Source organism: Streptomyces sp. NPDC059008 (assembly GCF_042749045.1).
In the GTDB taxonomy this organism is placed as follows: domain Bacteria; phylum Actinomycetota; class Actinomycetes; order Streptomycetales; family Streptomycetaceae; genus Streptomyces.
In genome coordinates, this window is sequence record NZ_JBHYJC010000026.1 from 32,858 (window position 1) to 56,338 (window position 23,481).

Annotated in this window: 20 protein-coding genes; 12 read left to right on the forward strand and 8 right to left on the reverse strand. The window is 71.3% G+C overall.

What is annotated here, in order from left to right; translation table 11 throughout:
• Positions 1-92: 92 nt before the first annotated feature.
• Together ACFWZH_RS26515 and ACFWZH_RS26520 are read left to right on the forward strand one after the other, a co-directional pair.
• A complete protein-coding gene (locus ACFWZH_RS26515) occupies positions 93-674 on the forward strand; it encodes a hypothetical protein (RefSeq protein ID WP_384436121.1) in 582 nt (193 codons plus the stop codon).
• Positions 675-906: 232 nt separating this feature from the next.
• Complete coding sequence (locus ACFWZH_RS26520) at positions 907-2,445, forward strand: alpha/beta hydrolase (protein ID WP_384436124.1); 1,539 nt, start codon at positions 907-909, stop codon at positions 2,443-2,445.
• Between the two features lie 72 nt (positions 2,446-2,517).
• Here the strand turns inward: ACFWZH_RS26520 and ACFWZH_RS26525 are convergent, their stop codons facing one another.
• Both ACFWZH_RS26525 and ACFWZH_RS26530 read right to left on the reverse strand, forming a co-directional pair.
• Complete coding sequence (locus ACFWZH_RS26525) at positions 2,518-4,134, reverse strand: CocE/NonD family hydrolase (protein ID WP_384436127.1); 1,617 nt, start codon at positions 4,132-4,134, stop codon at positions 2,518-2,520.
• A 211-nt stretch (positions 4,135-4,345) separates the two neighbouring features.
• On the reverse strand, positions 4,346-5,152 hold the full coding sequence (locus ACFWZH_RS26530; RefSeq protein ID WP_384436130.1) for an alpha/beta fold hydrolase: 807 nt from the start codon (positions 5,150-5,152) through the stop codon (positions 4,346-4,348).
• A gap of 193 nt (positions 5,153-5,345) precedes the next feature.
• Between ACFWZH_RS26530 and ACFWZH_RS26535 the strand changes: the two genes are divergently transcribed.
• On the forward strand, positions 5,346-6,674 hold the full coding sequence (locus tag ACFWZH_RS26535; RefSeq protein ID WP_384436133.1) for a PLP-dependent aminotransferase family protein: 1,329 nt from the start codon (positions 5,346-5,348) through the stop codon (positions 6,672-6,674).
• 34 nt (positions 6,675-6,708) lie between these two features.
• Here ACFWZH_RS26535 and ACFWZH_RS26540 read toward each other — a convergent pair whose 3' ends face one another.
• Both ACFWZH_RS26540 and ACFWZH_RS26545 read right to left on the reverse strand, forming a co-directional pair.
• Positions 6,709-7,008, reverse strand: a complete 300-nt coding sequence (locus ACFWZH_RS26540; RefSeq protein WP_384436136.1) for a hypothetical protein — start codon at positions 7,006-7,008, stop codon at positions 6,709-6,711.
• Between the two features lie 106 nt (positions 7,009-7,114).
• Complete coding sequence (locus ACFWZH_RS26545; protein ID WP_384436139.1) at positions 7,115-8,170, reverse strand: glutathione S-transferase family protein; 1,056 nt, start codon at positions 8,168-8,170, stop codon at positions 7,115-7,117.
• A gap of 366 nt (positions 8,171-8,536) precedes the next feature.
• On the opposite strand from ACFWZH_RS26545, the gene ACFWZH_RS26550 reads away from it, so the two are divergent.
• Complete coding sequence (locus ACFWZH_RS26550) at positions 8,537-9,478, forward strand: hypothetical protein (protein ID WP_384436142.1); 942 nt, start codon at positions 8,537-8,539, stop codon at positions 9,476-9,478.
• 63 nt (positions 9,479-9,541) lie between these two features.
• Here the strand turns inward: ACFWZH_RS26550 and ligD are convergent, their stop codons facing one another.
• Positions 9,542-10,513 carry a non-homologous end-joining DNA ligase gene (ligD, locus tag ACFWZH_RS26555; protein WP_384436144.1) on the reverse strand — a complete coding sequence of 324 codons (972 nt, stop codon included), beginning with the start codon at positions 10,511-10,513 and terminating at the stop codon, positions 9,542-9,544.
• A 248-nt stretch (positions 10,514-10,761) separates the two neighbouring features.
• Here ligD and ACFWZH_RS26560 point away from each other — a divergent pair, with 248 nt between their 5' ends.
• The 3 genes from ACFWZH_RS26560 (at position 10,762) to ACFWZH_RS26570 (ending at position 13,611) form a co-directional block, all read left to right on the forward strand.
• Positions 10,762-11,355, forward strand: a complete 594-nt coding sequence (locus ACFWZH_RS26560) for a TetR/AcrR family transcriptional regulator (protein ID WP_384436147.1) — start codon at positions 10,762-10,764, stop codon at positions 11,353-11,355.
• Positions 11,352-12,188, forward strand: coding sequence for an alpha/beta fold hydrolase (locus ACFWZH_RS26565; protein WP_384436150.1), 837 nt, complete (start codon positions 11,352-11,354; stop codon positions 12,186-12,188). Before ACFWZH_RS26560 ends, ACFWZH_RS26565 begins: the two co-directional genes overlap by 4 nt.
• Positions 12,189-12,327: 139 nt before the next feature.
• Positions 12,328-13,611: a hypothetical protein gene (locus ACFWZH_RS26570; RefSeq protein WP_384436154.1), complete on the forward strand. Its 1,284-nt coding sequence runs from the start codon at positions 12,328-12,330 to the stop codon at positions 13,609-13,611.
• A 71-nt stretch (positions 13,612-13,682) separates the two neighbouring features.
• Here the strand turns inward: ACFWZH_RS26570 and ACFWZH_RS26575 are convergent, their stop codons facing one another.
• The gene (locus ACFWZH_RS26575; protein ID WP_384436157.1) at positions 13,683-14,504 is read right to left on the reverse strand and encodes an alpha/beta fold hydrolase; all 822 of its coding nucleotides are present in this window, start codon (positions 14,502-14,504) and stop codon (positions 13,683-13,685) included.
• Between the two features lie 256 nt (positions 14,505-14,760).
• Between ACFWZH_RS26575 and tnpA the strand changes: the two genes are divergently transcribed.
• The 4 genes from tnpA (at position 14,761) to ACFWZH_RS26595 (ending at position 19,381) form a co-directional block, all read left to right on the forward strand.
• Positions 14,761-15,198, forward strand: a complete 438-nt coding sequence (tnpA, locus tag ACFWZH_RS26580) for an IS200/IS605 family transposase (protein WP_384436160.1) — start codon at positions 14,761-14,763, stop codon at positions 15,196-15,198.
• Positions 15,195-16,403 carry an RNA-guided endonuclease InsQ/TnpB family protein gene (locus tag ACFWZH_RS26585; RefSeq protein ID WP_384436302.1) on the forward strand — a complete coding sequence of 403 codons (1,209 nt, stop codon included), beginning with the start codon at positions 15,195-15,197 and terminating at the stop codon, positions 16,401-16,403. The genes tnpA and ACFWZH_RS26585 overlap by 4 nt, the downstream gene beginning before the upstream one ends.
• Positions 16,404-16,502: 99 nt before the next feature.
• A complete protein-coding gene (locus ACFWZH_RS26590; protein WP_384436163.1) occupies positions 16,503-17,240 on the forward strand; it encodes an SDR family NAD(P)-dependent oxidoreductase in 738 nt (245 codons plus the stop codon).
• Between the two features lie 233 nt (positions 17,241-17,473).
• Positions 17,474-19,381, forward strand: a complete 1,908-nt coding sequence (locus tag ACFWZH_RS26595; protein WP_384436166.1) for an APC family permease — start codon at positions 17,474-17,476, stop codon at positions 19,379-19,381.
• A 19-nt stretch (positions 19,382-19,400) separates the two neighbouring features.
• Here the strand turns inward: ACFWZH_RS26595 and ACFWZH_RS26600 are convergent, their stop codons facing one another.
• Both ACFWZH_RS26600 and ACFWZH_RS26605 read right to left on the reverse strand, forming a co-directional pair.
• The gene (locus ACFWZH_RS26600; protein WP_384436169.1) at positions 19,401-20,501 is read right to left on the reverse strand and encodes a calcium:proton antiporter; all 1,101 of its coding nucleotides are present in this window, start codon (positions 20,499-20,501) and stop codon (positions 19,401-19,403) included.
• An 85-nt stretch (positions 20,502-20,586) separates the two neighbouring features.
• The gene (locus ACFWZH_RS26605; RefSeq protein ID WP_384436171.1) at positions 20,587-21,330 is read right to left on the reverse strand and encodes a hypothetical protein; all 744 of its coding nucleotides are present in this window, start codon (positions 21,328-21,330) and stop codon (positions 20,587-20,589) included.
• Positions 21,331-21,474: 144 nt separating this feature from the next.
• Between ACFWZH_RS26605 and ggt the strand changes: the two genes are divergently transcribed.
• Complete coding sequence (gene ggt, locus ACFWZH_RS26610; RefSeq protein WP_384436173.1) at positions 21,475-23,307, forward strand: gamma-glutamyltransferase; 1,833 nt, start codon at positions 21,475-21,477, stop codon at positions 23,305-23,307.
• Positions 23,308-23,481 lie beyond the last annotated feature (174 nt).

Here is a 23,481-nt window from a genome sequence, read left to right on the forward strand (position 1 = left end):
TCCGCACGAACGACGCCCGGGAGCAGGGCAGTCGGTGACGATCGATGCCGCAGCAGCCCACATCTGCCGGTATCTGTCGGACGGAGCCCACCATGTACGTCAAGCCCCTGCGCGTCACCGCCGCCCTCGCCCTCGTCCTCGCGCTCGCGGCCCCGGTCGCCGCGGCGGCACCCACGGAGCCGAACACCCCGGCGCCGACCACCTTCTCCGCCCTCAAGGGCGAGGCCCGCATGGAATACCCCGTCGACACCGAGGAGGTCCGCTTCTCGGTCGACGCGCACAGCGTCTACGGGGCGGGCAACCGGCCCGAGCGCTCCTGGGGCACCTTCCGCCTCTCGCACTCCTACCAGCGGCCCGACGGCACCACCAAGGTGCTCTGGGGCGACTTCAAGGTCGACTGCCTGACCACCGGCGGCCCGACCGCGACCGTCACCGGCACCCTGGTGCGCACCAGCCCCGGCCACCCCTGGACCGGCCGGGTGCACCCGCACTTCCGCCAGGGCGTGAGCTTCCTGGTGCCGGAGGGCGGCGGACAGGCCCGCATCGGCCTGTCCGGTGCGACCGGCCCCGACGAGCCGAGAACCACCCCCTGCATGGCACCGGCCGCCGACTCCCCGGTCTTCGACGGGACCTACACCCTCAAGGACAGGTCCCCGGGCGCGCGCCGGACGTGAGCGGCACGACGCGCCGCGGCCGGGGTCCGGGCCGGGAGGCGCGTCCTGGGTGCGCCGTGCCGGCGCGTCGGAGCGCGATTCATGGCCGTGGTGGTGCTGGTGCCACCCCGAAGACGGCAGTCAGCATGATCGATCGAGGGTTCCCGGAGCGCGAGCATCGCCTCAGACGCCGCGCGGCCGAGCGCGGCCACCGGGAGGTTCGATGTCCACGTCCAGGAAACCGCGATGGCCCGTGGCCGCACTGTCGGGTGTGGTGGCCGCGGCCCTCGCGAGCGCCGTCGCCCCGGCGGTCGCGGCGCAGTCCGCACCGGCGGGTGGCGCGGCCGGCGGCGCCGCGTCCGCCACCGCGCGCTATACGGGGCAGCGGCTCGACTGGAAGCCCTGCGACCGGGAGCCCTCGCTGCAGTGCGCGGCGATGACCGTGCCCCGCGACTGGCACCACCCGGGGACCGGCGCGGATCTGACCGTCGAGGTGTCCCGGCACCGGGCCGCCGACCCGGCCAAGCGCCGCGGGGTGCTGATGATGGCCGCCGGCGGGCCGGGCGCCTCGGGGCTCACGCGGCCCGCGGGCTTCGTCAAGGCGTCGCCCGCCGTCGGTGCCGCGTACGACGTGGTCGGCTTCGACCAGCGGGGCGTCGGCAGCAGCTCGCACGCGACATGCCAGACCGACGCCGAGTTCCGCGACTTCTACGCCGGTGACTTCCGCGACCGCTCGCCCGCGGCGGTCCACGGCGTGGTGGACCGGTCCAGGCGGTTCTTCGAGAGCTGTCGGGAGCGCAGCGGCGACCTGGTCACGTACCTCACCACGGACCAGGCCGTACGCGATATGGACCTGTTCCGCGCACTGCTCGGCGTGCGGAAGATCTCGTACTACGGGCCGTCGTACGCCACCTGGCTCGGCGCGTACTACGCCACACGGTTCCCGCAGCACGTCGAGCGCGCCGTGCTGGACAGCAACCTGCCGTTCCACGACACCTGGCAGCAGGCCGAACTCGGGCAACCGATGAGTTTCCAACGCCGTTTCGAGCAGGACTTCCTGCCGTGGCTCGCCCGGTACGACGCGGTCTACCACTACGGGAGCACCGCCGCCGAAGCCAAGGCGACATGGGAGGCGCGCCGCCAGGCGCTGGCCGACCGCCCGATCACGATCGGCTCGCTGACGATCGGGCCCAACCAGCTCGACAACGCCACGCTCCAGGGGATGTACGACGCCGACCGGCAGTGGGACGGGCTGGCGTCCGTGCTGGCCGCCCTGGAGCACTGGGAGACGGCGACGCCGGCCGAACGCCGGCTCGCCCAGCAGGCCTTCGGCAACTACCTGTCTCCCGGTTTCGCCGCCACGTACTTCCCGGTCACCTGCAACGACACCCCGTGGAGCCGGGACCTGGGCTACTGGATACGGCAGAGCGCCCAGGACACCAGGAAGTACCCGCTGGTCGGGGCGCGGGAGCTGGCGTACGCCGCGACCTGCGTGTACGGGCCGGAGTCGGACGCGCCGCGGGTGAAGGTCACCGGCAAGGGCCTGCCGCCCACGCTGATGCTCAACTCCGAGCACGACCCGGCCACGTACTACGAGGGCGCGGTGCGGGCGCATCAGGCGCTGCGGGGCTCACGCCTGGTCACGGTGGGCGGCGGCGACCACGGGCAGTACCAGAACGGCAATGCCTGCGTCGACCGCATCGTCGACGCCTACCTCCTGAACGGAACCGTCCCGCCGCGCGACGCGACGTGCCCCACCAAGCCGCTGCCGGTCCCGGCGCGGCGCGGTTAGGGGGTGTCCGTAGGCTCGGAGGTCCAGGGCGTGCCCTTCGGAACGTGCCCTTCGGACCTCCGAGCCGCACGCTCAGTCGCGCACCGGCACCGACACATACGACGGGTCGTTCGCCGGGGAGGAGAACGTCAGCCGTGCGCCGCCCGGATTGTGCTCGATGTACAGCGGGTCGACGGTGTCCACGACCACCGCCAGCCGGTGCCCGGCGGGGACGTCGTAGGCCGTGGAGAAGAGATCCAGGTCCACGCCGAACGACTGGCCGGGGGTCTTGTCGTGGAAGGTGAACGGGGCGTGGGTGACCAGCCTGCCGAGGCCCAGCGGCCCCACGTCGTAGAGGTAGGCGATGGCGGTGCCGCTCTCGGCGGTGCTGGTGAGGGTGGTGTGCAGCTTGGTGGTGCCGCGGACCCGCTGCCCGCTCTCGTAGCGCTCGGACTGCCAGACGGCGGCCAGGGAGCGCGGCAGCAGCGGGATCGAGGCCATCGGCGGCAACCGGAAGAACTGGTCCAGCATGCTGGAGAGGAAGATCAGCCCGCCGTTGGCGCCGGAGTCCCAGTTGGTGTTGATCTGCTTGCTGCCGCCCAGCTCGATCCTGCGGTGCGCGGACGGCACGTCCTTCCAGCTCTTGTAGCCCTCGTACGCGCCGGTGGAACGGGACTTCAGCAGCACCGGCGACTCGCGGTCGATGCCGTTGTCCGCGCCCTTGAGGTAGTGGTCGAACCACCTCTTGGTGTTGGTCCAGGTGTCGTTGGGCAGTCCGAAGAGCCCCGTCGCCTCGGCGGTCGCGTGGTCACCCGGACGGAACTCCAGCCGCTTGGGGCCCTTGAGCTTCTCGTAGAAGTCGGCGTACTGGTTGGGCGGGAAGAGGGAGTCGCCCCAGGCGTTGCCGAGCATGATGGCGGCGCCGTTGGCGTTGATCTTGTCGAGGTAGGTGGCGGGGGAGCGCTTCTTCCCCCACTCGATCATGTCCTGCTCCTTGGCGAGGTTCGAGCCGAGGAAGTCCTTGAGGATGGTCCGCAGTTCGGGGCTCGGCCGTCCCGTCAGCTCACCCGCGCCGCCGAGCATCGCCGCCGCCTGCAGATGCTGGGTCCGGCCGCTGTAGATCGAACCGATGAGGTCGCCCCAGCCGCTGAGCGCCGCGACCACCTTGATCCGCTTGTCGGACGCGGAGGCCAGCAGGCTGATGCCGGCGCCGTAGGAGACCCCGGCCATGCCGACCTTCTGCGGATCGGCCGGTGTGTTGGCCAGCGCCCAGTCGATGACCTTCGACGCATCGGCGACGTCCTGCGGTCCGGCCGTCTCGATCTGCCCGCCGGACTGCCAGAACCCGCGCGAGTTGTATCCGACCACCACATAGCCCGCGTCGGCCAGCTTCTTGGCCTGGGCCAGGTACTCGACCTGCGGCATGCCCCAGCTCGTGGGCAGCACGATGACCGGGTACCGGCGGGTCCCGTCGGCGCCGGCCGGGGTGAACACGTTCGCCTTGAGGGTGATCCCGCCGTCGCCCTCGATGTCGACGAACCTGACCGCGGACGAGGCTGCAACGGAGTCGGCGGACGCCGCCGTCGTGGGGGCTGATGTCGGTGCCGCTGCCTGGGCGGTGGCCGGCGCACCGGTGAGAACGGTGGTGGCCAGCACTGCCGCCGAGACGGTGCCGATCGCGGCACGCAGAGTCGTGCGGGAGGGCGTCATCTTCTGCTCCAGATCTCGAAGCGAGCCCGCCGTACGCTGTCGGAAGACAGGAGGGGCGTACGGCGGCTCGAGTTGACTGGAGAGTAAGGTGCGGGCCTTACCTTAGGTAACCCGTCGGTAGGTTACGGGTGGGTAACGTCCTTGGGTCCAGGGCGAGTCGGCGCGGCGGCGCGGCGGCGTGCGGCGGGGGACGGTCGCCGCGTCCTGCGCGTCAGTCGGTCCGTGGCAGGGTGGCGAGGAAGGCCTCCAGCGCGGCGTTGAACTCGTCCGCCCGCTCCAGGTTCGGCATATGTGCCGCCTGCTCGATCACCGTCAACTGGGCGTGCGGAACGCGTCGGTGGATGTCGCGGGCGTCGCTCACCGGGGTGTAGGCGTCCTCCGCGCCGACCGCCACCAGTACCGGAACCGATATCCGCGACAACAGCGCCGTGTAGTCGGGGCGTTCGGCGCGGCCGCGCAGGGCCGCCGCCGCACCCTCGGGCGGGGTGCCCGTCATCATTCCCAGGACGTGCCGGGCGACGTCCGGCTGTGCGGCGATGGTGCGCGGCGAGATCATCTTCGGCAGGACCTCGTGTGCGTAGCCGGCCATCCCCTCCCGCAGGAGCCGCTCCGCCATGTCGCGGCGCGCGGTCTTCCCCGCCTCGGTCTCCGCCGCGGGGAAGGTGTCCGCGAGCACCATGCCCCGGATCCGATGCGGGAAGAGCCGCCAGAACTCCATGACGATCTGGCCTCCCATGGACAGTCCGCCGAGCGCGAAGCGCTCGATGTCGAGACGGTCGAGCAGGGCGACGGTGTCGCGGACGAAGGTCTCCAGCGGGGTCGTGCCGGGGACGACGGAGCTCTCGCCGTAGCCGCGCAGATCCGGGGCGATCACCCGCCATCCGGCCCGGCTGAAGTGCTCGATCTGCGGGCGCCACATCGTCCGGTCGAACGGGTGGCCGTGCAGGAGCACCAGCGGCTCGCCGTCGCCCTCGTCCTCGTATCCGACGCTGATCTCTGCGAATCGGGCCGATCCCATGCCGTGCATCCCCTCTGCCGCTCAGTGGTTCCTCGATGCTATGAGGGGCAATTTCTCGGTGCAATATAAATAATGATCTCGGTGCAATGTCGCGTAAGGTGGCTCACCGAGGAGGCTCGTCGAGGAAGCGGGCGCACGGGAGTGACGGGCTCGGGCGAGTGACGGGCTCGTCCGAGGAGGAGGGGGAAGGGCGATGGACGACTATCGCGTGATCGCCGACGAGCTGGCGGCGGAGATCGCCGCCGGCCGGCTCCGGCCCGGCGACCGGCTGCCGCCGCTGCGCCGGTTCGCCCGCGACCGGCGGATCGCCGGCTCGACGGCGGCCCGGGTGTACCGGGAGTTGGGCCGACGGGGACTGACGGTGGGCGAGGTCGGCCGCGGCACGTTCGTACGCACCGCCGCCCCGTCGGCCGAGCCCGCGCTCGCCGAGCCGGGCGACGCCAGGATCGACCTGGAGCTCAACTTCCCGGTACTGCCCGAGCACCCCGCCCTGCTCGGCAGGAGCCTTGAGCGCCTGCTGCGCCCCGACGCCCTGGCCGACGCGCTCCGCCCGGTGGGCGCCGCCGGCACGCCCGCCGCCCGGCAGGCCGCGGCGGCGCACCTCGCCCGTGCCGGCTGGGCCCCGGACCCCCGGCGGCTGCTCTTCGCGGGCAACGGCCGGCAGGCGCTGGCCGCCGCGATCGCCTCGCTGGTTCCGGCCGGCGAGCGGCTCGGCGTCGAATCCCTCACCTACCCCGTCGTCAAGGGCATCGCGGCCCGCCTGGGCGTCACGCTGGTACCCCTCGCCATGGACGAGCACGGCCTGACGCCCGAGGCGCTCCGCGCGGCCGCTCCCCTGCGCGCCGTCTACCTCCAGCCGGCCCTGCACAACCCGCTGGGCATCACGATGCCGGACCCGCGCCGCCGTGAACTCTCCGCCGTGTCAGGCGAGTTGGGCATTCATGTCATCGAGGACGCCATCTACGGCTTCCTCCGCGACGACCTGCCGCCGCTCGCGGCGCTGGCACCCGAACGCACCGTGGTCGTCGACAGCCTGTCCAAGCGGCTCGCCCCCGGCCTGTCCCTGGGGTTCCTCACGGTGCCCGCGGCTCTCACCCAGGACGTGGCGACGGCGCTGCGATCGGGGACCTGGACGGCCGCCCGCTTCGCGCTCGACGCCGCGACCCGCTGGATGGCCGACGGGACCGCGGCGGCCGTCGAAGCGGACAAGCGCCGGGACGCGGCGGCACGCCAGCGGATCGTCGCCGAACGGCTGGCCGGCTTCCGGGTGCGGGCCGATCCGCAGGCGTACCACTGCTGGTGGGAGCTGCCGGAGCCATGGCGCGCCGACACCTTCGTCGCGGCGGCCGCGCGTCGCGGGATCGCCGTCACGCCGTCGGGAGCGTTCGCGGTGGGCACGGGCCACACGCCCAACGCCGTACGGCTGGCACTGGCCTCGCCGCCCCTGGACGCCCTGGCCGAGGCGCTGGGCGTCCTGGGCGAACTGGCGTACGGCACACCGGAGGACGCCGGACCGGAGTGACGCGGACGGGCGGGTGGGGCACCGGCCGGGGCGCTCAGGTGCCGCTCATCAGCTCGCCGAGCCCCCTGCGCAGGTCGTCCGCGTTCATCACCGGCTGGAGGGTGACCTTGGCGTGCAAGTCCATGAAGAACGACTCGACCAGAGCCGGCATCTGGGACGACTGCTGCATGTCGAAGTAGTAGAAGCAGGCACGGTCGCCGCCGTCGAGGGTGAAGTAGGCCGCCTCCGGTTGCAGCGCGGCGATCGCCGTCTCCATGATCTTCGGCAGGGCGCCGTTCTTGATCAGTTCGTTGCCCACTTCGGTAGGTATGCGGGCCGTCAGAACCATCCTCATCGGGCTCACTCCTCGCGTGGATCTCGTGGAGTTCACAGTCCCTGTGTTCTCAGGGTCTCACGGTACGGGCGCGCCGGTCAGGTGGGCGGGGGAGCCGGGGCGGCGCTCAGGAGCCGAGCCGGAGGTGTTCGGGGCGGCCGCTCGGTGGTACCTCCTCGGCCGGCGGTACCGGGCCCGGCGGGGTGCCGTCGCCGAACGGCCGGCCGCCCAACTCCTCGCGGCGGTGCGGGGTCAGCCAGCCGGACAGGTCCGGGCCCAGGGCGACGATGCCGGTCGGGTTGATGCCGGTGTGCACCCGGTAGTAGTGCTGCTTGATGTGGTGGAAGTCGACGGTGTCGCCGAAGCCCGGCGTCTGGTAGAGATCCCTGGCGTACGCCCACAGCACCGGGGCCTCGGCCAGCTTGAACCGATTGCACTTGAAGTGGCCGTGGTAGACGGCGTCGAAGCGGACCAGCGTGGTGAACAGCCGGACGTCGGCCTCCGTGAGGGTGTCGCCCACGAGGTAGCGCTGCTCGGACAGCCGCTCCGACAGCAGGTCCAGCCGCCGGAAGAGGTCGCGGAAGGCGGCGTCGTACTCGCTCTGCGTCGTGGCGAAACCGGCCCGGTACACGCCGTTGTTGACGTCCCGGTAGACACCCGCCATGACGACGTCGATCTCCTCGCGCAGCCGCTCCGGATACAGGTCCGGAGCGCCCGGCCGGTGCAGCGCCGTCCACTGTGTCGACAGGTCGAGGGTGATCTGCTGGAAGTCGTTGGTCACGAGCTTGCCGCTGGGCACGTCGACGACGGCGGGGACGCTGACCCCGCCCGGGTAGCCCTTCTCGCGGGCGTCGTAGGCCTCGCTGAGGAAGCGGATGCCGAGTACGGGGTCGCGTCCGTCCGGATCCAGGGTGAAGCGCCAGCTGCGGTCGTCCTGGAGTGGATCGGGGATGGCGAGCGAGAGCGCGTCCTCCAGGCCGAGCAGCCGCCGCACGATGACGGCGCGGCTCGCCCAGGGGCAGGCGCGGCTCGCCACCAGCCGGTAGCGGCCGGCCTCGACCGGCCAGCCGTCGCGGCCGTCCGCCGTGATGCGGTCCGCGAAGTGGCTCCGGGAGCGCTTGAAGGGCGCTCTGCCGTACTCGGTGTTGCCGCACCTCGCGTCGCCCTCGGTGGCGTGGGGCATCACCGGCTCCTTCCGTCCGCGGCTGGGTGGCTGCTCTTGTCGAGCCTTCCCGCACCGGCGCGGCCGTCCCGGTGCGTCAGCCGCCCGGCGCATCGCGCCGACCGGCGGCATACCGGATATCGACATACCGGATATGGCGCCCCTGCCATTGTCAGGCCGATCATTCGGAGCGAGACAGAGCAATACGGAGCGATACGGAGCGATACGGATTGATGCGGATCGACAGCGGAATCGCGCTCCGGAGGAGCACCCCGGCCGGAATCCGGAAATGGGTGACGGAGTGGGATGGGTGATGGTCGTTGAATCTCTACGAAGTGCCCGTCGCTCACTCCTCGGTAACCTCGGAATCCGCCCTACACTCGGCCGATGATCAAGAAAGTAATCAGTGCGCTCATAGCCGGCGCCACGCTCCTCGCGCCGGCTTCCGGTGATCTGCCGGCGGACGACTGGCAGCGGGTCGGCGACGACATCACCTCCGGTGTCAGCGGCATCGTGGTCGACGGTCGGCACGGCGATACGGTCGACGCCCTCGCGGTGCGTGACAACAAGGAGCCCGGCCAGCAGCGGCTGGTCGCCGTGCGGTACAGCCGGCACGCGAAACCGCAGGTGAGGGCGGTCGAATGGCAGGGTGAGCCGCCCGTCGACCTGGAAGCGATCGACGCCGTGCCGGGGCGGGACGGGGAGTACGTGGCCCTCGCCAGCGACGGAACGGCGTACCGCATCCGCCGGGAAAGGGGCACCGTACTCCGGGAAGACGGCGCCCTTCACCGGAAAAGGGACACCGTACGCGTGATACACGAATTCCGACTTCCCGGCATTTCACCGGACGGCAACTACGAGGGATTCGCGCTGGCCCGCACCGCCCGCGGCACCGTCGTCGCGGTCTGGGCGGACCGGGGCGGCGACGAGCGCCCGGCAAAGCTGACCGCGGCGACCTGGAATCGGTCCACCGACGCATTCGGCCAGCCCGATTCCGTGGAATTCAGCGTGCCCTATCCGGCCGAGCACGTGCGGCACGTCTCCGATGTGGAACTCTCCGCCCGCGGCGGGCTGACGGTGTCGTCGGCCTCGGACCCCGGCGACGACGGGCCGTACGACTCCGCGCTCTATGCCGCCGGACGCCTCGTCGTCCGCGACGACGGCGAGGCCGAGCTGAGGCTGTCCGCCACGCCGGACCGGCTCGCCACGTTCGCCGGGCACAAGATCGAGGCGCTGGCGTGCCTGCCGGGGTCGCGCACGGGAATCCTGGGCACGGACGACGAGAACGACGGCGGCTCGGTCACCACGGCGACGTTCTGCCGCCCGTGACCTGACGGGGCCCCCGCGCCCCCGTTCCCGGGCCCTCCGGGGGCAGCCGTCCCTGCCCCCGCCTCAGCCCAGACGTGTCAGATCGGGCCGCAGCCGATGCCAGATGGGGTGCCGCAGCCGCCCGGCCGAGGTCCAGCCGGTGAGCGTGACCTCGGCGACCAGCCGGGGCTCGGCCCAGTGCGCGTCCATGGTGTCCACAGGGTTGATGAACGGCGAACGGTCCATGGGGATCACCGCCAGGTACTGCGCCAGCTCCCGCCGTTCCCGGTCCGACAGCCCCGAGCCCACGGAGCCGACGTACCGCAGCCCGGCCGGTTCCGCCACGCCCGCCAGGACGGAACCGGGGAGCCCCGCGAGAACGCCGTGCCCCTCCGTCCAGCCGCCGATGACCACGTCGAGGGTCAGCAGATGCTTCGTCTTGCGCCACTCGGGTGACCGGACACCCTGCAGATACGCCGAGTTCAGCCGCTTCGCCACGACCCCTTCGAACCCGCCCTGCAGCGAGGCCTCCCACGCCTGCTGCGCATGGCCCCGGAGATAGGCGGGCGCGGACCAGTTCGGACCGCGCAGCCGCAGTCCGGACAGCACCGCCCGGCGCTCGTGATACGGCGAGCCGAGCAGCGACCCGCCCAGGTACATGATGTCGAAAAGGATCAGGTGTACCGGGTGCTCCATGGCCAGCCGGGCCGTCCGTCGCGGGTTCACCACGCCCATCCGCCGCTGCAGCAGCCCGAAGTCCGGCCGTCCGCGCGCGTCCAGCACCACCACCTCGCCGTCGAGCACCGCCGGCCGGCCCCGCAACTGCTCGCCCAGCGGCGCCAGCTCCGGGTACGTACTGGTCGCGTCGTTGCCCGCCCGCGTGACCAGCCGGAGCGTGCCGTCTCCTGGTGTGTTGACGATGCAGCGCGCCCCGTCCCACTTGGCCTCGAACGCCCAGGCCGCCTCCTCGTCCTCGTCGGGCAGCGGCCCGACCGTGGCCAGCATCGGCCGGATCACGGGGTACGGGGTCGAGCCGGGCTCGGCGGTGGGGGCCATGGTTCGATGATCGGGCGAGGCCGGGGCGCCCGCAGATCGGCGCCGGGGTCACGAGGCACGCGCCGCGCCCCCTCGTCCTCGTTCCCCCCTACGCCCCCTGCTTCCCCCTCCCTTCCTCGATCCCTCCCGTCCTCCGCCCCTCCCGTCTGCGCCCCTCCCGTCCTCCCGTCCTCCCGTCTCGTCCGATTCCCGTTTGTCTTCCTAGGGGTCCTAGGGTAAAACTAAGGCCCCTAGGAAGGAGTGGGCGTATGGCACGGGCCGGGCTGACGGCGGAGCGGGTGACGATCGCGGGCGCCGATCTGGCGGACGAGGTCGGGCTGGATCAGGTGACCATGTCGCAGGTGGCGCGGCGGCTCGGCGTGAAGGACGCGAGCCTGTACACGCACGTGCGCGGTCTGGAGGATCTGCGCGGGCGGATCGCCCTGCTGGCGGCGGACGAGAAGACCATCCGTATCGCGGAGGCGACCGCCGGCCGATCGGGCAAGGACGCGCTGGTCGCGTTCGCCGACGCCTGGCGGGAGTACGCCCATGAGCACCCGGGCCGCTACATGGCGACGCAGACTCCCCTCCAGATCGATCCCGAGCTGGCCGCCGCAGCCCCAGGGCCGCGCCGCGCCGTCGAGCTGACCTACGGCATGCTGCGCGGCTACGGGCTGGCCGAGCCCGATCTGACCGACGCGGTCCGGTTGCTGCGCAGCACCTTCCACGGGTTCGTCGCCCTGGAGGCCGCGGGCGGGTTCGCGCACCAGCGCTCGCCGCAGCACTCCTGGGTGCGTGCTCTGGACGCCCTGCACTCCCTCCTGGAGCACTGGCCCCCGTTGAACGAAGGAGACCCCTCATGACCGACCCGACCATCGGCCGCCTGCGCGTCAACGGCGCGACGCTGCACTACGAAGTGCGCGGCCAGGGCCCGCTTCTGCTGCTGATACCCGGAGGGGCGGGAGGCGCGGCCGCCTTCGACGGCATCGCCGACGACCTGGCCGCCGAATACACCGTCGCGACCTACGACCCGCGCGGTATGTCCCGCAGCACATTGGACGACCCCGCGGCCGAGCAGCGCGTGGCCGAGCACGCCGAGGACGCGTTCCGCCTGCTGGAGCTGCTGTCGCCCGGTGAGCCGGCCCGGGTGTTCGGCTCCAGCTCGGGCGCGATCGCCGCCCTGCATCTGCTCACCGCCCGACCCGACCGCGTCGAACGCCTCGTGGCGCACGAGCCGCCGGTGGTGGAGGTCCTCCCCGACGCCTCCGAACACCGCGCGCTCATCGCGCGCGTGCAGGAGACGTTCCACGCGCAGGGACTCATGCCGGCGATGGCGGTGTTCGCCGCAGGTCTGAAGAAGGGCGAGGACACCACCGAGCCGAAGGCCGAGCTCAGGCTTCCGCCCCAAGCGGCGGCGCGGGCCGAGCAGACCATGGCCAACCTGCCCTACTTCGTCGGGCGCATCGTGCCCCGCTTCATGTCCTACGCCCCGGACGCCCCCCGACTTCAGGCGCTCTCGGACCGGCTCGTCCTGGCCGGCGGCCAGGACTCCCGCGGCGAACTTCCCTACCGGGCGGCCGCATTCCTGGCCGAGCGTCTCGGCGCGGAATTCCGGCACTTCCCCGGCGGGCACACCGGCCTGACCACACACCCCGCCGAGTTCGGCGCTACCCTCCGCAAGGCCTTCGGAGGGTAGGAGGCGTCTCTCCGCCCCGTCGGGCGGCGGCCGGTGTCCATGGCCTGAACTGATTTGATACGAATTTTCGGGCGTTTGTTGCGGAGTGGACCATGGGCATCGATGCGCATGCACAGTTGCCCAACGGAGAGGACGGGATATGACCGTCAACGGAAATGGTGCCGCCGCCGACGAACCGCATGTGATTCGCGGGCGGGGAAAGGACAAGGCGCCGGCTGGCGCCTTCTCCCTGTTCGCCGACGCCAACTACAACGTGGGCGGAGACCGGGACAAGATTCTCGTCATCCCGGTAAAGGGGACGGCGAACAACTTCAGCGATTACGGATTCGACCAGAGCGGTGACGGCGTGAGCGCCGTCGTCAACAACACCGAAATCGACAACGTCCTTTTCACGCGGACGAATCAGCAGGGGGCGCAGTTACCGGTCAAGGCCGGTGAGTCGATCGACGATCTGACCAGGATCCCGCTCGCCGGCAGCCCGACCGGCTCGTGGAACGACCAGGCCCAGTCGGCCCTCGCGTTCGTCCAGCCCGTCCCGACGCCGGTCTTCACCCTTCCCGCGGCCGGCGCGACGACCGAGGACCGCCGTCAGCCCGTCCGCGGCAACGCGGCGCCCGACGTGCAGCAGGTGCTGCTGTACGAGGGGGCCAAGCAGTTGGGCACCTGCCCGGTCAAGGACAGCAAGTGGGAGTACGACCCGGATGCCGACTGGAGCCTCGGGCAGCACGACCTGTCCGCCATCGCCGTGCGCGACGACGTGCAGTCCGGCAGGGCGTACCGGAGTTTCTATGTGATCCTCCCCAGCCCGGTCGTGGACATCAGGTCTCCCAAGGAGGGTACGGAAGTCGACCCCGGCGTGTCCGTCGACGGTGTCGCCTTCCACGCGGATTCGGTGGTGCTCGTCGACGGGAGCACCCAGGTCGGCACCTCTCCGGTGACGGGCGACAAATGGACCTTCGCTCCCGAGGGCGGCTGGAGCCTGGGAAGTCACAGTGTGACGGTAAAGGCCGTCCACGGCGGTCAGGAATCCGAACCGGACACGGTGCATTTCACGGTGGCCCAGCAGAACCTCACCGTCGACTACACCTTCAATTCCAGTTGGCAGGACTGGCAGACCGGAAAGTACATCTACTCCTACGACGTCACCATGTACGCCGGTGAAACCGACGTCCGGCACTGGAACGTCGGCTTCGGCCAGCTCCCGGACGGTTCGGTCCTGGCTCCGGAGTTCGAGACCAGCTTCTGGGGAATGATCATCAATGACGGCTCCGACGGAAACGTGGTCCTCGGCTCGCCCCCGGAGGGAATCCACATCGTCCCGAAGGGCGGCCATCTGACCCTCCGCGTCCTCGTGCTCATCCCCACGCAGGACGACGCCTACAAGAAGCTCTACGGCCTCTTCGCCAAGTCGGTGACGGCGTAGGCCGGTTGGCGATCGGCCGGGCCCGGCGACCGAACCGCGGAGGCGGAGGTTGCCGGGCCCGGCCCTTGGGGTCACGTCGCCGGTGCGTCGGCGAGGTGTGCGTGGGTGCGGTCCAGGAAGGAACGAACGGCGCGGGCGAACCCGTCGGGGTCGTCGGTGTGGAGCCAGTGTCCGCAGCCGGAGAGTTCGACCAGCTCCGTACCCGGCCGCTCCCGGACCATCCGGCGCGCCGTTTCGCCGGTGAGGACGAAGCTCTCGCTCGCCCTGAGCAGCAGGGCCGGCTGCCTCGACGCGGCCCACGCGGCGGAGTGGTCCCCGGCCAGGGCGTGTTGGGAGGCCATCATGTCGGCGGTGTCGAAGAGCAGTTGGCAGCCGTCGTCGCACTCCGTCGCGCTGTCGAGGAAGTAGCCGGCATCGGGAACACCGTGCGCTTCGATCGCGGCCCGCAGTTCCTCGCGCGAGGCCGCCCTGCGCGGCCAGCCCGAGACGTCGAGAACGGGGTGCGTCTCGGGCTCCTCGTTGCGTACGGTCATGTCCGCGACGACGAGCGCGGTGACGAGACCGGGGTGGCGCTCGGCGAGGAGGTAGGCGATGGCGCCGCCCATGGAGTGCCCCAGAACCGTGGCCGGCGCGAGATCCAGGGCGCGTAAGAGGGCGGCCGCATCCTCGACGTAGTCGTCGGGGGTGAGCCCGCCGCCGTGGTCCGACAGGCCGTGGGCGCGCTGGTCGAGCGCGACGACGCGGTACCGCCCGGCCAGTGCCGCCGCCAGCGGGGCGAAGATCCGCCCCCTCCCGAAATGACCGTGCAGGGCGAGGACGGCAGGCCCCGGACCACCGAAGTCCAGGTAGGCGAAGCGACGACCACGAAGGTGGACGAACGACTCGGGCGGCATGGTGGGCTCCCTCGCTGTGGGTGGACAAGGCGGTGACCGGGTGATGGTGCACCCCCGGGGCGTTTCCGTCACGCGTGGCCCCCGTACTTGCCAGGGATCGTGTCCATCAGGACCTAGCCAGGGGACGTCCCGCTTTAGCGGGGTGTGGAATGGCTTCTCGGCCTTGCTCTGACCTCAGTGGGGCCCACGGATCTGCACTGTTCACCTGTGCTGCCTCTTTGGCGCACTAGACCTAGCAGGTGTGTATAGTGATCACGTGACTGGGGCCAGGAAGGTACGCCGGTTCTCCGGCGGTGTGTACGACCTCGGGCTCCACGTGGTGTGGTGCCCGAAGTACCGTCGTCCGGTCCTCGGCGGCCGGGTCGCGGCACGTCTGGACGAGCTGATCCGGGCCAGGGCGGATGAACGCGGGTGGGAGATCATCGACCTTGAGGTGATGCCGGACCACGTGCACCTCTTCGTCAAGCACGATCCGAAGTCGTCCGCCTCATACGTGGCGAACCAGTTCAAGGGCTTCACCTCCCGCGTGCTGCGGGCTGAGTTCCCGCACTTGAAGTCGCAGATGCCCACGCTGTGGTCGTCGTCGTACTTCGCCGCCTCGGTCGGCGCGGTGTCGGCGGCGATGGTGGAGAAGTACATCGACACCCAGTGGGAGCGCCCCTGGAAGAAGGGCGAGAAGGAGGCGTGGAAGTGATCCGCGCCTACAAGTTCCGTCTTCGCCCGACCGTGCGCCAGGAGCAGGCCCTGAGCGAGATGCTTCGGGATCACTGCTCGCTCTACAACGGCGCGCTCCAGGAGCGCCGGGAAGCCTGGCGGCACAGCTCGAAGACCTCGATCGCCTACGGGCAGCAGTCCGCCCAGCTCAAGGAGATCCGCACCTTCGACCCCGAGCGCCAAGGCCGCTGGTCCTTCTCCTCGCAGCAGGCGACGTTGCGCCGGTTGAACAAAGCGTTCGCCGCGTTCTTCCGGCGCGTGAAGGCAGGTCAGACGCCGGGCTACCCCAGGTTCAAAGGCGTCGGCCACTTCGACACCGTAGAATTCCCCAAGGACGGCGACGGGTGCCGCTGGGATTCCACCCCGCACGGTCGGCAGACCCGCGTACGCCTGCAAGGCATCGGGCACGTCCGCGTGCACCAGCACCGCCCGGTGCGCGGCCGGGTCAAGACGATCTCGGCCAAGCGCGAGGGCAGGCACTGGTACGTCGTGCTCGCCTGCGACGAGGTTCCCGCCGAACCGCTCCCCGCCGCCGGCAGCAGTATCGGCATCGACGTGGGCGTGACACACTTCCTCACCACGTCCAACGGTGAACACGTGAAAAACCCGCGCTTCCTTGAATCTGCCGCCGAAGCCCTGGCAGCGGCCCAGCAGCATCTTTCGACGTTCCCCAAGCGCACCCGACGCCGCACGAAGAAGCACCGGGCGGCAGCCCGGAAGGTCGCCAAGCTGCATGCCAAGATCCGGCGGCAGCGCCTGGACCACCACCACAAGGCCGCAAACGTGCTCGTCGCCGAGCACGACGTGATCGCGCACGAGAAGCTGAACACCGCGGGGATGACCAAGAGCCCGGCACCCAAGCCCGACCCCGAGACTCCCGGCGGCTTCCTGTCGAACGGGGCTGCCTCCAAGGCCGGGCTCAACCGCAGCATCCTCGACGCGGGTTGGGGACTGTTCTTCGGAATCCTGGCGCAGAAGGCTGAGAGTGCCGCTCGCCGCGTGATACCGGTAGACGCCAGCAACACCTCCCGCACCTGCCCCGAATGCGGGCACGTCGCCAAGGAAAACCGCGTCACCCAAGCAAAGTTCGAGTGCACCGCGTGCGACTTCATCGCCAACGCCGACCACGTAGGCGCGCTCAACGTGCTCAGCAGGGCCGGGCTGGTCCTCTGCGACGGTGCTTAGCCACCGACGCAGCAAGCCCGCCGTTTTAGCGGTGGGTGGAGTCACAAGATCGTTTCCGGTACGGCAGGCGGAGATCGATGTGCTGAGGGAGGGCGTCCGATGAGCCGGGCGGTATTGGTGACGGGGGCTTCGCGGGGGATCGGACGTGCGGTCGCCGAGTTGTTCGCGGCCGGTGGCGATCGTGTCGCGCTGCACTACTCGTCGCGCCGGGAGGCGGCCGAGGCCGCGTTCGGGGCGCTGGCGGGCGGCGGGCATGTGCTGGTGCAGGGCGATGTGCGGACGCCGGAGGGGGCGGCGGGGATCGTCGGGGCGGCGGTGGACGGGCTCGGCGGCGTCGATGTCCTGGTCAACAACGCCGCCGCGAATGTGGCGCACCCGCTGGACCGTACGTCGTTCGAGGACTGGCAGCGCGCCTGGCGGCAGGTCGTGGACGTGAATCTGCTGGGCGCGGCGAACGTCAGCTACTGCGCGGCGCGCAACATGATCGAGCGGGAGGTGGAGGGGCGGATCATCAACATCGGGTCGCGGGGCGCGTTCCGCGGCGAGCCGGACCATCCCGCCTACGGCGCGTCGAAGGCGGCGCTGCACGCGATGGGGCAGTCGCTGGCGGTCCATCTGGCGCCGTACGGGATCGGTGTGGCGTCGGTGGCGCCCGGGTTCGTGCAGACCGAGCGGGTCGCGGAGCGCCTCACCGACGAGGTGCGGGGGCAGAGCCCGTTCGGGCGGGTCGCGTCGCCGGAGGACGTGGCCTCGGCCGTCCACTACCTCGCCTCGCCGGAGGCGCTGTGGTCCTCCGGGACCGTGCTGGACGTCAACGGGGCGTCGCACCTGCGCTGAGAGGGCGCCGCGCCCGGACTCCGGGCGGTGCGCGCACCCGGTACGGAGTGGGGGAGCCCCGGCCGAACGGGGGATTCCGGCCGGGGCTCGCAGCGGGCAGGGGGGAAGAGCCCGCTGCGATTGAACGATAAACCATCGCGGGAGTCGGCGACGTGGCGGGTGGTCGCTCCCCCTCGGTGCGGCTCCGCGAGCCTCCCTCCCGCCTCCTCCGGCGAACCATAGTTTGTCCGGCTATGACCCCCCTTTTCTCCAGGACGAAGCGGATGATGGTGGGCCGCCCGCTGGACAGTGCGCGGCTCGGCGAGACGCTGCTGCCCAAGCGGCTGGCGCTACCGATCTTCTGCAGCGACCCGCTGTCCTCGGTCGCGTACGCCACCGAGGAGATCCTGCTGGTCGTGGGCCTGGGCGGGGTCGCGCTGCTGCATCTGACCTGGTACGCCGCGGCCGCCATCGTCCTGGTCCTGGTCGTCGTGGTCGCCTCCTACCGGCAGACCTGCTACGCGTATCCCGGTGGCGGTGGCGCCTACCTCGTCAGCGCGCAGAACCTCGGGCGGGGCGCGGCGCTCACCGCGGCCAGTGCGCTGCTCGTCGACTACGTGCTGACCGTCGCGGTGTCCGTCGTCTCCGGCGTCGCCGCGATCACCTCCGCGATCCCGTCCCTCGGCGGCCACAACGTGGCGCTGTCCGTCGCGTTCGTGGTGCTGCTGATGCTGATGAATCTGCGCGGGGTACGGGAGTCGGGCCGGATCTTCGCGGTCCCCACCTACGGCTTCGTCTTCTTCGTCTACCTGATGTTCGCGTGCGCCGCCGTACGGATGGCCACCGGCGCGACGATCCGCGCCGAGTCCGCGGACCTGCCGCTGCACGCCGCATCGGTCTACACGGGCCTGGCACTGGTCCTGCTGGGGATGCGCGCCTTCGCCTCCGGGTGCACGGCGCTGACCGGAGTCGAGGCGATCAGCAACGGCGTGCCCGCGTTCCGCCGGCCCAAGAGCCGCAACGCCGCCACCACGCTGCTGGTCATGGGGTTCTTCTCCGTCACCATGTTCGGCGGGATCACGATCCTGGCCATGCTCTACGACGTGCATGTCGCGGTGGACCCCACCGAGCTGGGGCTGCCGGCCGACACGCCGACCCCCACCGCGCTCGCCCAGATCGCCCGTGCCACCTTCGGCGACGTCGACGCCCTGTTCTACCTGCTGCAGGCCTTCACGGCCGGTGTGCTGATCCTCGCCGCCAACACCGCCTTCAACGGCTTCCCCATGCTGGCGTCGGTCCTCGCCGAGGACCGCTTCGCGCCCCGGCAACTGCGCAACCGCGGCGACCGGCTGGTCTTCTCCAACGGGATCGTCCTGCTCGCGCTCGCCGCGATCGGGCTGATCGTGCTCTTCGACGCCGAGCTGACCCACCTCATCCAGCTCTACATCATCGGCGTCTTCGTCTCCTTCACCCTCTCCCAGACCGGCATGGTCCGGCACTGGCGGACGGTCCTGGCCGCCCCCGGTCTGCGGCCCCGCGAACGGGCCCGGTGCCGCCGTTCCCAGGCGATCAACGCGGTCGGCGCGGTGCTCACCGGGCTGGTGCTGATCATCGTCCTGATCACCAAGTTCACGCACGGCGCCTGGATCGTGGTGATCGCCATGCCGACGCTGTTCCTGGGCATGCGCGCGGTGCGCCGGCACTACGAGCGGGTCGCGCAGGAGCTGGCGGCCACCCCGGACGCACGGCCCTGGGCGCCGGCCGGGAACGCGGTGATGGTGCTGGTCAGCGATCTGCACGTGCCCACGCTCAAGGCCCTGGGCTACGCCCGTACGATGCGCGCCACCTCACTGGAGGCGCTGACCGTCGCGATCGATCCCGCCGATGTCACGGGCCTGCGCGCGCAATGGGACGCCCATGACATCGACGTACCGCTGCAGGTGCTCAGCTCGCCCTACCGGGACTTCACCCAGCCGGTGGTCGACTACGTGGTCGGCGCCGGCGAGCGGAACCCCGGTGCCGCCGTCACGGTCGTCATCCCCCAGTTCATCGTCGGCCACTGGTGGGAGCAGCCGCTGCACAACCAGAGCGCCCTGCGGCTCACGGCACGGCTGATGTTCACGCCGGGGGTGACCGTGGTCAACGTTCCCTACCGCCTCTAGGCCCGGCAGCCGGCCGGCCCTACGGGCTCACCGCCAGGACGATGTAGGCCGCCAGCAGCGTGAGGTGCACACCGCCCTGGAGCAACGTGGCGCGGCCGGGCACCACCGTCAGGGTGCCGACCGTCACGGTCAGCGCGAGCAGCACCAGGTGGCTGGGGCCCAGGCCCAGGACCAGCGGTCCCGGCAGCCGGGTCGTGGCGAGGGCGACCGCGGGGATGGTCAGGCCGATGCTGGCCATCGCCGAGCCGAGACCGAGGTTCAGGCTGGTCTGGACACGGTCGCGGCGGGCCGCGCGGACCGCGGCGATGGACTCCGGCAGCAGCACCAGCAGGGCGATGACGATGCCCACGACCGACGCCGGCAGGCCTGCCGCGATCACCGCGGACTCGATGGTCGGCGACACCGCCTTCGCCAGTCCGACCACCGCGATCAGCGCCAGCGCCAGCAGCCCCAGGCTGCTCCACGCCGCCCGGGCCGACGGCGGGTCGGCGTGTTCCTCGGTGTCGATCACCTCGCCGGACGAGGTCACCGGCAGGAAGTAGTCCCGGTGCCGGACGGTCTGGGTGGCCACGAACAGCCCGTAGAGGATCAGCGCGGACAGCGCGGCGAAGACCAGCTGCGGGGTGGAGAACTGCGGGCCGGGCGCGCTGGTGGTGAACGTCGGCAGGGCCAGGCTCAGTCCGGCGACCGTCGCGACCGTCGCCAGCGCCGCGCCGGTGCCCTCGGCGTTGAAGACGGCCACCCTCCGCTTGAGCGCGGCGACCAGCAAGGACAGCCCGACGATGCCGTTGCAGGTGATCATCACCGCCGCGAAGACGGTGTCCCGGGCGAGCGTCGCGCTCTTCTCGCCGCCGTCGGCCATCAGCGTGACGATCAGCGCCACCTCGATGATGGTCACCGCGACGGCGAGCACCAGCGACCCGAACGGCTCACCCACACGGAGCGCGATCACCTCGGCGTGGTGCACCGCGGCCAGCACCGCCGCGGCCAGAAAGCACGACACGAGGGCGACCAGGCCGCCCGGCAGCGACCGTCCCCAGGTCAGGACCAGCAGGACCACCGCCAGCACCGGCAGCAGATCGCTCCAGTGCTGGGCGGTCGAACGGAGTCCGGCGATCATGCTGTCGAGCCTGGCAGATCGGCGGGACTCCCGCCCGTCCGGTCGGCCGGTCGGCCGCACCCGGCCGACCGGCGGTGCGTCGGCGTCAGGCCGTCGCCCGGTGGCCCTTCACCTCGGCCGGCGTGATCGCGGCCTTGGTGACGTCGGCGACCAGCTCGACGACGTCCGGCCCGTACGCCTGCGAGTTGACCACCTTCAGCAGGAGGCAGAACTGGCCGTCGGCGCCGTGCTTGCGGGCCAGCCGGGTCCGGTTGCGTACCAGGTGGCGCACCGCGGCCCGGTGGGTGACCGGGCGCTGGCCGGCCGCCAGGAACACCGGGCGGCCGCCTTCACCCGCCGTCAGACGGGCCAGCAGGACGTACTCCACCGCGCCGGGCTCCATCCGGTACGTCGAGCCGCCGACCGAGAAGGTTCCGCGGCCCGCACCGGACTCGTCACCCGGGTGCACCGCGATGCCCGGCAGCAGATTGGCCATATGGGCGGCCAGTCTGCGGTGCGCGGTGGGATCGCCGACGCAGAATTCGGTGCGCGCCCCGAAGCCCTGCAGGCCGGTGTCGTGCGGGGCGACCTCGGGGTGCGCGCCGCAGGTCTCCACCACCGCGGCCAGACCCAGCAGCGCCAGTGCGTCATGGCGCGGAATGCTCCAGTGGGCCGAGGAGCTGTCCCGGTGGGTCACCAGTACGCACTCCGAGCCTTCCGGCAGCCCGAAGAAGCTCTGTTCCCGGGCGAGCTTCCGGCGGGCCGCCGCCGATTGCCCGGCCCAGCCGGCCGCCAGGCCCAGGACGAGGGCGGCGACCGCGACGGACAGGAGCAGCAGGGTGTCATCCATGGCCGGGGAGCGTAGCGGCTCTCCGGTTGTGCGTTCGAGGCCGGGGCCGGTAGCACCCGAAATGCCCCCTGTCGGCGTGCTGTTCGCCCGAGTAGGCTCCGGCCCCTGCCGTCCCTCGCGCACACCGTGGAGGAAACCCCGCTTATGACCAGATTCCGACGTCTCACCGTCCTGGGAGCGGCCGCCGCGCTGACCGGCTCCCTGGTGGCGGTCCCGGCCGTCGCCCAGTCCGCACCGCCGCGCCCGGCCCCCTCGGACCGGGACGGCGCCACCCCCGCCACACCGGACAAGACGCCGGTCGCCGTCGGCCACGGAGGGGCGGTCGCCAGCGTCGACCCGGACGCCTCGGCCGCCGGCATAGCGGTGCTGAAGAAGGGCGGCAACGCCGTGGACGCCGCGGTCGCCACCGCCGCCGCCCTCGGCGTCACCGAGCCGTACTCCGCGGGCATCGGTGGCGGCGGCTTCTTCGTCTACTACGACGCCAGGTCCAAGACCGTGCGCACCCTCGACGGCCGGGAGACCGCACCGCGCTCCGCGGGCAAGGACCTCTTCCTGGAGAACGGCAAGCCGATCCCGTTCGACGACGCCGTCACCAGCGGGCTGGGCGTCGGCACTCCCGGCACCCCCGCCACCTGGGACGCCGCGCTGGAGAAGTGGGGCAGCCGGTCGCTCGGCGACGTACTGCGCCCGGCCCGCCGGCTGGCCTCCCGCGGCTTCACCGTCGATGAGACCTTCCGCCGGCAGACCGCCGACAACGAGGCGCGCTTTCGGGACTTCCCGGCGAGTGCCGGCCTGTTCCTGCCCGGCGGCAAGCTGCCGGTGGTCGGCTCGACCCTGAAGAACCCCGATCTCGCGCGTACCTACGCGGAGTTGGCCGAGCGCGGTGTGGGCGCGCTCTACAAGGGCGAGCTGGCCCGGGACATCGTCCGCACGGTCCGCAAGCCACCGGTGCGCTCCGGAGCCACCCGCAAGGTGCGGCCCGGCGACCTCACCACGAACGACCTGCGGACCTACGAGGTGCTCAGCCAGGCGCCCACCCGTACGGCCTACCGCGGCCTCGACGTCTACGGCATGGCCCCCTCGTCCTCCGGCGGCACCAGCGTCGCCGAGGCGCTGAACATCCTGGAGCGGACCGACCTCTCCCGGCTGAGCGAGAAGCAGTATCTGCACCGCTACATCGAGGCCAGCCGGATCGCCTTCGCCGACCGCGGCCGCTGGGTCGGGGACCCGGCCTATGAGGACGTCCCCACCAAGGGCCTGACCTCGCAGCGGTTCGCCGATTCCCGCGCTTGCCTGATCAGCGACGACAAGGCGCTGACCAGCCCGCTCGCGCCCGGCGACCCGCGGAACCCCGAGCGCTGCGGCGGCACCGGCAAGGGCGCCCCGACGACGTACGAGGGGCCGAACACCACCCATCTGACCGTCGCCGACAAGTGGGGCAACGTCGTCGCCTACACCCTGACGATCGAGCAGACCGGCGGCAGCGGCATCGTGGTCCCCGGCCGGGGCTTCCTGCTCAACAACGAGCTGACGGACTTCTCGTTCGCGCCCGCCGACCCCGCGGTCCACGACCCCAATCTGCCGGGGCCGGGCAAGCGGCCGCGCTCGTCGATGTCGCCGACGATCGTGCTCCGGCACGGCCGGCCGGTGCTGGCGCTCGGCTCGCCCGGCGGCTCGACCATCATCACCACCGTGCTGCAGACGCTGCTGAACCACCTGGACCGTGGTATGCCGCTGGTCGACGCGATCGCCGCACCCCGCGCCAGCCAGCGCAACGCGGCGGCCACCGAGCTCGAACCCGCCCTGTGGAACAGCCCGCTCCGCCGGCAACTCGAGGCGGTCGGACACGCGTTCAAGCAGAATCCGGAGATCGGCGCGGCGACCGGGGTGCAGCGGCTGCCGGACGGCCGCTGGCTGGCCGCGGCCGAGAAGGAGCGCCGCGGCGGCGGCTCGGCGATGGTCGTACACCGGTCCTGACGCTCCCGGAACGGGTGCCGGACGTCACGCCACCGACACCCGACCGGCCGCTGTGTGCCGTCCGTGTGTCGTCGATGTGCCGCGCCGCGCGGCGCCGTTGATGGCCACGGCGGCGACGATTAGCCTTGATGGGACCGTTCGTTCGAATGAGCGGTCCCATGGAGGGCACGCAGC

Coding starts and splice junctions, on each gene's coding strand:
- ACFWZH_RS26515 (WP_384436121.1), top strand. CDS start 93: ATGTACGTCAAGCCCCTGCGCGTCACCGCCGCCCTCGCCCTCGTCCTC.
- ACFWZH_RS26525 (WP_384436127.1), bottom strand. CDS start 4,134: ATGACGCCCTCCCGCACGACTCTGCGTGCCGCGATCGGCACCGTCTCG.
- ACFWZH_RS26530 (WP_384436130.1), bottom strand. CDS start 5,152: ATGGGATCGGCCCGATTCGCAGAGATCAGCGTCGGATACGAGGACGAG.
- ACFWZH_RS26535 (WP_384436133.1), top strand. CDS start 5,346: ATGGACGACTATCGCGTGATCGCCGACGAGCTGGCGGCGGAGATCGCC.
- ACFWZH_RS26540 (WP_384436136.1), bottom strand. CDS start 7,008: ATGAGGATGGTTCTGACGGCCCGCATACCTACCGAAGTGGGCAACGAA.
- ACFWZH_RS26545 (WP_384436139.1), bottom strand. CDS start 8,170: ATGCCCCACGCCACCGAGGGCGACGCGAGGTGCGGCAACACCGAGTAC.
- ACFWZH_RS26550 (WP_384436142.1), top strand. CDS start 8,537: ATGATCAAGAAAGTAATCAGTGCGCTCATAGCCGGCGCCACGCTCCTC.
- ligD (WP_384436144.1), bottom strand. CDS start 10,513: ATGGCCCCCACCGCCGAGCCCGGCTCGACCCCGTACCCCGTGATCCGG.
- ACFWZH_RS26560 (WP_384436147.1), top strand. CDS start 10,762: ATGGCACGGGCCGGGCTGACGGCGGAGCGGGTGACGATCGCGGGCGCC.
- ACFWZH_RS26565 (WP_384436150.1), top strand. CDS start 11,352: ATGACCGACCCGACCATCGGCCGCCTGCGCGTCAACGGCGCGACGCTG.
- ACFWZH_RS26570 (WP_384436154.1), top strand. CDS start 12,328: ATGACCGTCAACGGAAATGGTGCCGCCGCCGACGAACCGCATGTGATT.
- ACFWZH_RS26575 (WP_384436157.1), bottom strand. CDS start 14,504: ATGCCGCCCGAGTCGTTCGTCCACCTTCGTGGTCGTCGCTTCGCCTAC.
- ACFWZH_RS26590 (WP_384436163.1), top strand. CDS start 16,503: ATGAGCCGGGCGGTATTGGTGACGGGGGCTTCGCGGGGGATCGGACGT.
- ACFWZH_RS26595 (WP_384436166.1), top strand. CDS start 17,474: ATGACCCCCCTTTTCTCCAGGACGAAGCGGATGATGGTGGGCCGCCCG.
- ACFWZH_RS26600 (WP_384436169.1), bottom strand. CDS start 20,501: ATGATCGCCGGACTCCGTTCGACCGCCCAGCACTGGAGCGATCTGCTG.
- ACFWZH_RS26605 (WP_384436171.1), bottom strand. CDS start 21,330: ATGGATGACACCCTGCTGCTCCTGTCCGTCGCGGTCGCCGCCCTCGTC.
- ggt (WP_384436173.1), top strand. CDS start 21,475: ATGACCAGATTCCGACGTCTCACCGTCCTGGGAGCGGCCGCCGCGCTG.